The organism is Enterobacter sp. 198, assembly GCF_009025585.1.
In the GTDB taxonomy this organism is placed as follows: Bacteria; Pseudomonadota; Gammaproteobacteria; order Enterobacterales; family Enterobacteriaceae; genus Enterobacter; species Enterobacter ludwigii.
The window spans coordinates 243932-254066 of record NZ_WCIM01000011.1 but is presented as its reverse complement, the minus strand read 5'-3'; the positions used below and the strand labels follow the sequence as shown (position 1 = coordinate 254066).

At 54.5% G+C, this 10135-nt stretch carries 8 protein-coding genes and 1 rRNA gene; 2 read left to right on the top strand and 7 right to left on the bottom strand.

All coding sequences use genetic code 11. The features are described from left to right. Positions 1-25 precede the first annotated feature (25 nt). Positions 26-1565, bottom strand: a 16S ribosomal RNA gene (locus F8561_RS05700). Positions 1566-2018: 453 nt separating this feature from the next. Between F8561_RS05700 and F8561_RS05695 the strand changes: the two genes are divergently transcribed. Both F8561_RS05695 and mdtD read left to right on the top strand, forming a co-directional pair. After that, positions 2019-2726: a FadR/GntR family transcriptional regulator gene (locus F8561_RS05695; RefSeq protein ID WP_020882776.1), complete on the top strand. Its 708-nt coding sequence runs from the start codon at positions 2019-2021 to the stop codon at positions 2724-2726. Beyond that, the gene (gene mdtD, locus F8561_RS05690) at positions 2723-4156 is read left to right on the top strand and encodes a multidrug transporter subunit MdtD (protein ID WP_014172264.1); all 1434 of its coding nucleotides are present in this window, start codon (positions 2723-2725) and stop codon (positions 4154-4156) included. The genes F8561_RS05695 and mdtD overlap by 4 nt, the downstream gene beginning before the upstream one ends. Here mdtD and rbsR read toward each other — a convergent pair. From rbsR to rbsD, 6 genes are all read right to left on the bottom strand, one after another. Then, on the bottom strand, positions 4122-5114 hold the full coding sequence (gene rbsR, locus F8561_RS05685; protein WP_072255737.1) for a ribose operon transcriptional repressor RbsR: 993 nt from the start codon (positions 5112-5114) through the stop codon (positions 4122-4124). The two genes, mdtD and rbsR, sit on opposite strands and share 35 nt — an antisense overlap. 3 nt (positions 5115-5117) lie before the next feature. Then, complete coding sequence (gene rbsK, locus F8561_RS05680) at positions 5118-6047, bottom strand: ribokinase (RefSeq protein ID WP_020882773.1); 930 nt, start codon at positions 6045-6047, stop codon at positions 5118-5120. A gap of 107 nt (positions 6048-6154) precedes the next feature. Further along, positions 6155-7045: a ribose ABC transporter substrate-binding protein RbsB gene (gene rbsB / locus F8561_RS05675; RefSeq protein WP_014172267.1), complete on the bottom strand. Its 891-nt coding sequence runs from the start codon at positions 7043-7045 to the stop codon at positions 6155-6157. Between the two features lie 27 nt (positions 7046-7072). Next, positions 7073-8038 carry a ribose ABC transporter permease gene (rbsC, locus tag F8561_RS05670; RefSeq protein ID WP_020882772.1) on the bottom strand — a complete coding sequence of 322 codons (966 nt, stop codon included), beginning with the start codon at positions 8036-8038 and terminating at the stop codon, positions 7073-7075. A 4-nt stretch (positions 8039-8042) separates the two neighbouring features. Next, the gene (rbsA, locus tag F8561_RS05665) at positions 8043-9548 is read right to left on the bottom strand and encodes a ribose ABC transporter ATP-binding protein RbsA (protein ID WP_020882771.1); all 1506 of its coding nucleotides are present in this window, start codon (positions 9546-9548) and stop codon (positions 8043-8045) included. A gap of 7 nt (positions 9549-9555) precedes the next feature. Beyond that, entirely contained in the window at positions 9556-9975 is a 420-nt protein-coding gene (rbsD, locus tag F8561_RS05660) for a D-ribose pyranase (protein WP_020882770.1), read from the bottom strand. Between the last annotated feature and the right edge of the window lie 160 nt (positions 9976-10135).

Below are 10135 nucleotides of genomic sequence, written 5' to 3'. Positions count from 1 at the left end.
CACTACAAAGGCAGGTTCTTTAAGGTAAGGAGGTGATCCAACCGCAGGTTCCCCTACGGTTACCTTGTTACGACTTCACCCCAGTCATGAATCACAAAGTGGTAAGCGCCCTCCCGAAGGTTAAGCTACCTACTTCTTTTGCAACCCACTCCCATGGTGTGACGGGCGGTGTGTACAAGGCCCGGGAACGTATTCACCGTAGCATTCTGATCTACGATTACTAGCGATTCCGACTTCATGGAGTCGAGTTGCAGACTCCAATCCGGACTACGACGCACTTTATGAGGTCCGCTTGCTCTCGCGAGTTCGCTTCTCTTTGTATGCGCCATTGTAGCACGTGTGTAGCCCTACTCGTAAGGGCCATGATGACTTGACGTCATCCCCACCTTCCTCCAGTTTATCACTGGCAGTCTCCTTTGAGTTCCCGGCCGGACCGCTGGCAACAAAGGATAAGGGTTGCGCTCGTTGCGGGACTTAACCCAACATTTCACAACACGAGCTGACGACAGCCATGCAGCACCTGTCTCAGAGTTCCCGAAGGCACCAAAGCATCTCTGCTAAGTTCTCTGGATGTCAAGAGTAGGTAAGGTTCTTCGCGTTGCATCGAATTAAACCACATGCTCCACCGCTTGTGCGGGCCCCCGTCAATTCATTTGAGTTTTAACCTTGCGGCCGTACTCCCCAGGCGGTCGACTTAACGCGTTAGCTCCGGAAGCCACGCCTCAAGGGCACAACCTCCAAGTCGACATCGTTTACGGCGTGGACTACCAGGGTATCTAATCCTGTTTGCTCCCCACGCTTTCGCACCTGAGCGTCAGTCTTTGTCCAGGGGGCCGCCTTCGCCACCGGTATTCCTCCAGATCTCTACGCATTTCACCGCTACACCTGGAATTCTACCCCCCTCTACAAGACTCTAGCCTGCCAGTTTCGAATGCAGTTCCCAGGTTGAGCCCGGGGATTTCACATCCGACTTGACAGACCGCCTGCGTGCGCTTTACGCCCAGTAATTCCGATTAACGCTTGCACCCTCCGTATTACCGCGGCTGCTGGCACGGAGTTAGCCGGTGCTTCTTCTGCGGGTAACGTCAATTGCTGTGGTTATTAACCACAACACCTTCCTCCCCGCTGAAAGTACTTTACAACCCGAAGGCCTTCTTCATACACGCGGCATGGCTGCATCAGGCTTGCGCCCATTGTGCAATATTCCCCACTGCTGCCTCCCGTAGGAGTCTGGACCGTGTCTCAGTTCCAGTGTGGCTGGTCATCCTCTCAGACCAGCTAGGGATCGTCGCCTAGGTGAGCCGTTACCCCACCTACTAGCTAATCCCATCTGGGCACATCTGATGGCAAGAGGCCCGAAGGTCCCCCTCTTTGGTCTTGCGACGTTATGCGGTATTAGCTACCGTTTCCAGTAGTTATCCCCCTCCATCAGGCAGTTTCCCAGACATTACTCACCCGTCCGCCACTCGTCACCCGAGAGCAAGCTCTCTGTGCTACCGTTCGACTTGCATGTGTTAGGCCTGCCGCCAGCGTTCAATCTGAGCCATGATCAAACTCTTCAATTTAAGTTTGATGCTCGTGAATTAAACTTCGTAATGAATTACGTATGTTCACTCAGAGACTTGGTATTCATTTTTTGTCCGAAGACATTAAGAATCCATGTCACTTTGAGTGCCCACACAGATTGTCTGATAAATTGTTAAAGAGCAGTGCCGCTTCGTTTTCGCTGCGGCGCGGGGTGTGCATATTACGCTTTCCCGCTTCAGAGTCAAGCATTTATTTTCGCTTATCTCTGCTGACCCGGCGGCGTGTGTGCCGTTGTTCCGTGTCAGTGGAGGCGCATTATAGGGAGTTATTCTGAAGTGACAAGAGGAAATTCAAAAAAAGTTTCTGTCCGTGTTTTTTTTCACCAACAGGGGTGAAATCAAGCTACAAATTGTTCTATTTGATGTATCTGCAACCACAATAACACCCGAGGTGGCATAATTATCAGCATGAATCTTTAAGGAATAAACGCGATGCCATTAAGCGCACAACAACTGGCTGCCCAAAAAAACCTGTCGTATGTGCTGGCAGAAAAACTGGCTCAGCTGATTTTAGCGGGTAAATATGCCCCGGGGAGCATCCTGCCGGGTGAAATGGAGTTGGGTGAGCAGTTTGGGGTGAGCCGTACCGCCGTTCGCGAAGCGGTGAAAACCTTAACGGCAAAAGGCATGGTGCTTCCGCGTCCTCGCATTGGTACGCGTGTGATGCCACAGAGCAACTGGAACTTCCTCGATCAGGAACTGCTCTCATGGTGGATGACGGAAGATAACTTTCATCAGGTTGTCGATCACTTCCTGGTGATGCGCAGCAGTCTTGAACCTCAGGCCTGCCTCCTTGCCGCCACGCTCGGGACGGCAGAACAGAAAGCGCAGCTCAATGCCCTGATGGAAGAGATGGTGTTCCTGAAAAAACACTTCAACCGCGAACGCTGGATTGAGGTCGATATGGCCTGGCATGAACACATCTATATGATGAGCGCCAATCCGTTCCTGACATCCTTTGCCTCTTTATTCCATTCGGTATACCACACCTACTTTACCTCTATTACGCAAGACGAAGTGGTAAAGCTGGATTTGCACCAGGCGATTGTTGATGCCATTCAGGAGAGCGACGGGCAGCGAGCCCAGGATGCATGCCAGGCATTGCTGGCCGCGCCAACCCACCAGCAGGTACATAAATGAGAGAGAAAAAAGCGCGCAGCATGGCCGGATTGCCGTGGATTGCAGCCATGGCGTTCTTTATGCAGGCACTGGATGCCACCATCCTCAACACAGCGCTACCCGCGATTGCACAAAGCCTTAACCGATCCCCGCTGGCGATGCAGTCCGCCATCATCAGTTATACCCTGACTGTCGCGATGCTCATTCCGGTGAGCGGCTGGCTGGCTGACCGCTTCGGCACCCGCAAAATATTCATGCTGGCTGTGACGCTCTTTACGCTCGGCTCTTTGGCCTGTGCGCTGTCAACGTCTCTTACAGAGCTGGTCATCTTCCGTGTTCTTCAGGGCGTTGGCGGGGCGATGATGATGCCCGTGGCGCGTCTGGCGTTACTGCGCGCCTATCCGCGCAGTGAACTGCTTCCTGTGCTCAACTTTGTCACAATGCCCGGCCTGGTCGGCCCCATACTGGGTCCGGTTCTCGGCGGGGTATTCGTCACCTGGGCAAGCTGGCACTGGATCTTCCTGATTAATATTCCCATTGGCGTCGCGGGGCTGCTTTATGCCCGCAAATATATGCCGAACTTCACCACCCCAAGACGCCGTTTCGATATGCGTGGTTTTTTCCTGTTTGGCCTGAGCCTGGTGCTCTTCTCCAGTGGGATGGAGCTGTTTGGTGAGAAGATCGTGGCGACATGGATTGCACTCTCCGTCATCCTCGGCGGTATTTTGCTGTTCCTTCTTTATATACGTCATGCACGCCGTCACCCGACGCCGTTAATTTCTCTGTCGCTGTTTAACACCCGAACGTTTTCCGTGGGGATTGCGGGCAACATTGCCTCACGCCTGGGGACGGGCTGCGTGCCGTTCCTGATGCCACTGATGCTGCAGGTGGGTTTCGGCTACCCGGCTCTGATTGCCGGTTGCATGATGGCACCCACGGCGATGGGCTCTATTCTGGCCAAATCAACCGTCACGCAGGTGTTGCGCTGGTTTGGCTATCGTAAGACGCTGGTAGGTGTAACGGTCTTTATCGGGCTGATGATCGCGCAGTTCTCCCTGCAATCCGCCTCTTTACCGGTCTGGATGCTGATCCTGCCCCTGTTTGTGCTGGGAATGGCCATGTCGACACAGTTCACGTCGATGAACACCATCACCCTCGCCGACCTGACCGACGATAACGCCAGTAGCGGCAACAGCGTGCTGGCAGTGACTCAGCAGTTATCGATCAGTCTGGGGGTGGCCGTCAGTGCGGCGGTGCTGCGGTTTTATGAAGGTTTTGACAGCGCGAACACCGTCGAACAGTTCCACTATACCTTTATTACCATGGGCGCACTCACCGTCGTGTCGGCGCTGGTCTTTATGCTGTTAAAACCCAAAGATGGCCGCAACCTGATCAAAGAGCGCCACAAAGCAAAGGCTAAACCGAACCCCGTTCCATCAGAACAGGAGTAAGCTGCAGACGTTGCTGCTGCAGGCCGGGCTCGGCCATTCGGTGGATAAGCACATCGATGGCCAGCTCGCCCAGTTCATCTTTTGGCTGATGAATCGTGGTGAGCGGCGGCGTCATGTAGCGGGCCAGTTCAATGTCATCGTAACCAATCACCGCCATATCGTGTGGAACACGCAGTCCCGCCTGATATAACGCCTGATACGCGCCAAACGCCATCGCATCGTTGCCGATAAACACAGCCTGCGGACGCTGCGCTTGCGACAGCAATTTCTGCATAGCTTCAAAGCCGCCGTTAAATTCGAAATCACCGGTAATACGGTAGCCATCCGGAACAGTAAGCCCCGCCCGCGCCATCGCAGAAAGATACCCCTCAAGACGCAAACGCGCCGGGGTTTTATCCAGGGGGCCGGTAATGCAGGCGATGCGGGTATAGCCTTTATCGATCAGATACTGGGTGGCCATGTCACCTCCCAGCAGCGAGTTATCCTGAATGAGATCGCTGGTACCGTCGAACGGCGCCCAGTCCATCATCACCGTGGGAATAGAAGGGTAGCGCTGAATAATCTCTTTCGAGGGCTGATGTGTTTCGGTACACAGCAGCAGTAACCCGTCGACGCGTTTTTGCATCAGCGTCTCCAGGTTGCGGTTCATTCGCTGCTCATCCCCTTCGGTATTGCACAGCACCAGGCTGTAACCACGCTCGAAGCAGCTGCGTTCGACACCGCGAACAAGTTCAGAATAAAAGGGGTTGGTACTGGCGGTGATCAGCATGCCGATGGTGCGCGTCTGGTTGAGCTTGAGGCTGCGCGCCAGCGCGGACGGCGCATAGTTGAGATCTTTAACCGCGGCTTCGACTTTTTCCCGAATCGCCTCGCTAACGAAGCGATCGTTATTAATGACGTGGGAGACTGTCGACGTAGAAACGCCCGCCTGGCGGGCGACATCTTTCATTGTGGCCAAGCGTTACCCCTGCTGACTTAAGAATTCATCAATCTCTTTACGCCATGGAACGGAAGGCTGGGCACCTTTGCGCGTTACGGCAATCGCCGCGGCGGCATGGGCAAAGCGGATAGCATCATCCATTCTCTTGCCTTCCAGCAGCGCAGTCACCAATGCACCGTTAAAGGTATCTCCCGCCGCGATGGTATCAATCGCCTTAACCTTAAAGCCCGGCACGCGACGGCCTTCCCCGTTTACGCTGGCCCACACTCCACGACTGCCGAGGGTAATGATAACGGTGCCGATGCCTTTATCGTGCAGCACTTTCGCCGCCCGCGCGGCGTCGTCATCATTTTCAACGCGAACGCCTGTCAGTTTCTCCGCTTCAGTTTCGTTCGGGGTAATGATATCCACCAGCGCCAGCAGCTCGTCTGATAATACCCGCGCAGGCGCAGGATTGAGTACGACAGTGGTATGATTTTGATGCGCTATCTCTGCGGCCGCCAGGACGCTTTCAACGGGTGATTCCAGCTGCATCAGAAGCGCTTCGGCATTCGCGATGATCTCGCGCTGCGCGTTTACCCGCTCAGTGGTCAGCGCGGCGTTAGCCCCCGCATGAATACCGATGACATTCTCACCTTCCGCGTTGACGAAAATCAGCGCCACGCCGGTTGACTCCCCTTCGACAACGCTGACAGGCGCAATATCAATGTTATCGCTGGCCAGCTGTTTGCGTACGCGCTCACCGGTATCGTCATCACCCGTGCAGGCAATAAAGGCGATCTTCGCCCCACTGCGTCCTGCGGCGACGGCCTGGTTGGCGCCCTTACCGCCGAACGCTACCTGATACTGATTACCGGTGACGGTTTCGCCCGGTGTCGGGAACGATTCAAGGTTAAGAATGTGATCGGCATTGATACTGCCAAGGACGACAAGATTGCCTGCGGTTTTCATGGTTGAGGTGTCCATCTGAGAGCGCCACCGGTGTGACCCGGTGGCGTATGCCACACTTTTCTTTATAGGGTGTCCCTCAGGCAGCCAGCGACTGCCTGATTCGCCTTTTACTGCTTGATGACCAGTTTCAGGTCAACAGGATATTTGGCCTGAACTTTTTCGCCCTTCAGCACTTTATCAGCAGTCTGCACGCCCGTTGCGCCGATCTGCTCAGGCAGCTGAGCGATGGTCGCCGCCAGTTTGCCATCTTTTACTGCTTTTTCACCATCCGGCGTGCCGTCAAATCCGACAACCATCACATCAGATTTACCTGCGGTCTGCAGAGCACGCAGCGCGCCCAGCGCCATTTCGTCGTTCTGTGCAAACACAGCCTGCACGTCAGGGTGCGCGGTCAGCAGGTTCTGCATCACGTTCAGACCTTTCGTGCGGTCGAAGTCAGCAGGCTGGCTGGCCAGTACGTTAAATTTGTGCGCTGCAACAGCCTGCTGGAAGCCTTCACCACGCTCACGCGCCGCTGACGTACCGGCAATACCCTGCAGTTCGATAACTTTCGCGCCTTCACCCGCTTTCTTCGCGATGTAGTCACCCGCGATTTTGCCACCCAGTACGTTATCAGAAGCGATGTGGCTGACTACGTCGCCTTTCGTCGCCTGACGGTCAAGGGTGATGACCGGGATCTTCGCCTGGTTTGCCATCTTCACGGCGTTACCCACGGCGTCAGAATCCGTTGGGTTGATCAGCAGGATTTTGGTGCCACGTACGGTTAAGTCCTGAACGTTTGCCAGCTCTTTCGCCGGGTTGTTCTGAGAGTCCAGCACCACCAGGTTGTAGCCCAGTTTGTCAGCTTCTTTCTGTGCTCCGTCCTTCAGAGAGACGAAGAACGGGTTGTTCAGCGTGGAGATAACCAGCGCGATGGTGTCTTTCGCCATTGCGTTAGCACTTACGGTTGCGCTCAGCGCGACAGCAGAAACCAGGGTAGCCAGTTTTTTCATGTTCATATCTAAGATGTCCTGTAGTGTCGTCAGTTACTGTTTTTTGTTGTCTACCAGAACCGCCAGCAAAATCACCACTGCTTTAACGATCATCTGGTAATAGGAGGAAACACCCAATAAATTCAAACCATTATTCAGGAAACCAAGGATCAGTGCGCCGATCAATGTCCCAACAATGCGACCTTTACCGCCCGCAAGACTCGTACCGCCCAGAACGACTGCCGCAATGGCATCCAGCTCATACCCCGTCCCCGCCGTTGGCTGCGCAGAAGAGAGGCGCGCCACTTCGATGATGCCTGCCAGAGAGGCCAGCAGACCACACAGCGAATAGACGATGATTTTGACTTTATTGACGCTGATCCCGGACAGACGCGTTGCCGCTTCGTTACCGCCCAGCGCATAGATATAACGACCCAGACGGGTGTGATGCAGCATGTACCACGCCGCGAGGAAAACGATAGCCATGATCCAGACCGGCGTCGGGATACCCAGCGGACGACCAATACCGAACCAGCCAAACAGATCGGCGTTATCCGTAAAGCCGGTATTTACCGGACTGCCGTTGGTGTAAACCATGGTGACACCGCGCAGCAGGAGCATCATGACCAGCGTCGCAATGAACGCCTGAACGCGACCTTTCGCCACAATCACACCGGTCACGGCACCAATTGCCGCCCCAAGTGCCAGCGCAGCTGCAACGGCCACCAGCGCGTTGACTTCAATCCCTACAATTGAAGCCGCAACCGCACCGGTGAGCGCCAGCAGGGAACCGACGGACAGATCGATACCCGACGTCAAAATCACCAGCGTCATCCCTACCGCCATAATGGCGTTAACCGACGTCTGCTGAAGAATATTGAACAGGTTATTAACGGTAAAAAAGTTTGGGCTCATGGTCGAAACAATCGCGATCAACACCAGCAGGGCAATCAGCGATTTTTGTTCCAGCAGCCATGCTTTTGTGAAATAACGGCGACCAGAAACAGCCTGGGTAGTCATCTTCTTACTCCTGATTCACGCGATTAAGCTTGCCCACAGCGGCAGCCATCAGAACTTCCTGGGTGGCCTGCTCGCGAGTGAATTCACCACCGAGATGCCCTTCATGCATGACGATAATGCGATCGCTCATGCCTAATACTTCTGGCATCTCGGAAGAGACCAGAATGATGCTCAGGCCGTCGGCCTTGAACTGGTTAATCAGCTGATAGATCTCTTTCTTGGCCCCAACGTCCACGCCGCGGGTTGGCTCATCAAGGATCAGCACTTTCGGACGCGTCATCAGACCGCGTGCAATGGCCACTTTCTGCTGATTCCCACCGGACAACAGGCCAATCGCCTGCTCCATCGACGGCGTTTTAACGTTGAAGAGACGGATAAAATCGCTGACCGCCTGCTGTTCATCTTTGTGCTTCAGGCTGCCACCGCTGCGGCTGAAATAGCGCAGGGCAGTAAGCGACATGTTCTCTTTTACCGACATCCCCAGCACTAAGCCGTCACGCTTGCGGTCTTCAGAGATATAGACGATGCCGTTTGCCAGGCCATCCTGTGGAGAGCGAGTCACCACCTCATGACCGTCGAGCGTGACATAACCGCTGGTACGCGGCAGTGCGCCATAGAGCACTTTCATCAGCTCGGTACGGCCTGCCCCCATTAACCCCGCCACGCCAAGGATCTCCCCCTGGCGCAGGGTAAAGGTGACATCGTTCACGCCCGGGCCACAGAGGTTGTCCACCTTCAGGCGGATCTCACCCGGTGCTTTGTCCAGATGCGGATACTGGTCTTCGAGCTTACGTCCCACCATCATTTCGATAAGGGTATCTTCGGTCAGCGTGGCGACTTCGCGCTCGGCAATGAATTGCCCGTCGCGGAAGACCGTTACGTCGTCGCAGATCTCGAAAATCTCTTTCATACGGTGAGAGATATAGACAATCCCGCGTCCCTGCGATTTCAGCTCGCGGATAACGCGGAATAAAGATTCGGTTTCGGTATCGGTCAGCGCGTCCGTCGGTTCATCCATAATGATGACCTTCGACTCAAAGCTCAGCACCTTCGCGATTTCAACCATTTGCTGATCGCCAATGGAAAGGTCGCCCACCAGACGGTCGCTCTTGAAGCGCAGGTTTAGCTTCGCCAGCAGTTTATCCGCTTCGGCATACATCGTTTTCCAGTCGATTTTGCCAAACCGGTTAACGAACTCACGTCCGAGGAAGATGTTTTCCGCAATGCTGAGCTGCGGGATCAGGTTCAGCTCCTGGTGGATAATACCGATCCCCGCATCCTGGGAGGATTTCGGGCCGTTGAACGTGGTCTCTTTACCCAGCCACAGCAGCGAGCCGGCATCGCGTTGATAGATACCGGTCAGCACTTTCATCATGGTGGATTTGCCGGCCCCGTTTTCGCCCACCAGCGCCATTACGCGTCCGGGATAAACGTTCAGTGCCGCGCCAGAGAGGGCTTTTACGCCCGGGAACGCTTTATCGATCCCTTTCAGTTGCAGTAATGCGTCCATGATGGCCTCAGAAGGTGACGCCAGCACAGAGAATGATATTCGCATACGGGGAACACTCCCCGCTGCGAATCACCGCCTGACTGTCTGCGGTTTGTTGTTTGAATTGCTCGTGCGTTGTGTAACGAATTTCTATGGTGTTTCCCTGGTGTTGTTGCAGTTGCTCAATGTGGCTGAGCAACGTTTCGTGGAGTTGCGGATTATGGTGTTTAATTTCCGTCGCGAGAATGGCCGCCTCAACCTGCATCTCCGCCGTCACCACGTCCAGTACCTGCATAAACGAGGGCACGCCCTGCGTTAACGCCATATCAATACGGGTTGTGCTGCGCGGAACCGGTAAGCCTGCATCGCAAACCACCAGCGTATCGGTATGCCCAAGACGGGAAATAACCGATGAGATTTCTGCGTTAAGAACGGTGCCTTTCTTCATTTTCTTGCTCCACTAGCGAAACGTTTCGCTGAAATCAGTTTAGTCTTAACGGTGTTCAGAAAACCACCATGACATAACAGATTTGTGATCGGCGTCGAAACGTTTCGCTACGTGAAATGAGAAGGCGATAAATGCAAAAACGGTAACCCTTTGGTTACCG

Coding starts and splice junctions, on each gene's coding strand:
- F8561_RS05695 (WP_020882776.1), top strand. CDS start 2,019: ATGCCATTAAGCGCACAACAACTGGCTGCCCAAAAAAACCTGTCGTAT.
- mdtD (WP_014172264.1), top strand. CDS start 2,723: ATGAGAGAGAAAAAAGCGCGCAGCATGGCCGGATTGCCGTGGATTGCA.
- rbsK (WP_020882773.1), bottom strand. CDS start 6,047: ATGAAAACCGCAGGCAATCTTGTCGTCCTTGGCAGTATCAATGCCGAT.
- rbsB (WP_014172267.1), bottom strand. CDS start 7,045: ATGAACATGAAAAAACTGGCTACCCTGGTTTCTGCTGTCGCGCTGAGC.
- rbsC (WP_020882772.1), bottom strand. CDS start 8,038: ATGACTACCCAGGCTGTTTCTGGTCGCCGTTATTTCACAAAAGCATGG.
- rbsA (WP_020882771.1), bottom strand. CDS start 9,548: ATGGACGCATTACTGCAACTGAAAGGGATCGATAAAGCGTTCCCGGGC.
- rbsD (WP_020882770.1), bottom strand. CDS start 9,975: ATGAAGAAAGGCACCGTTCTTAACGCAGAAATCTCATCGGTTATTTCC.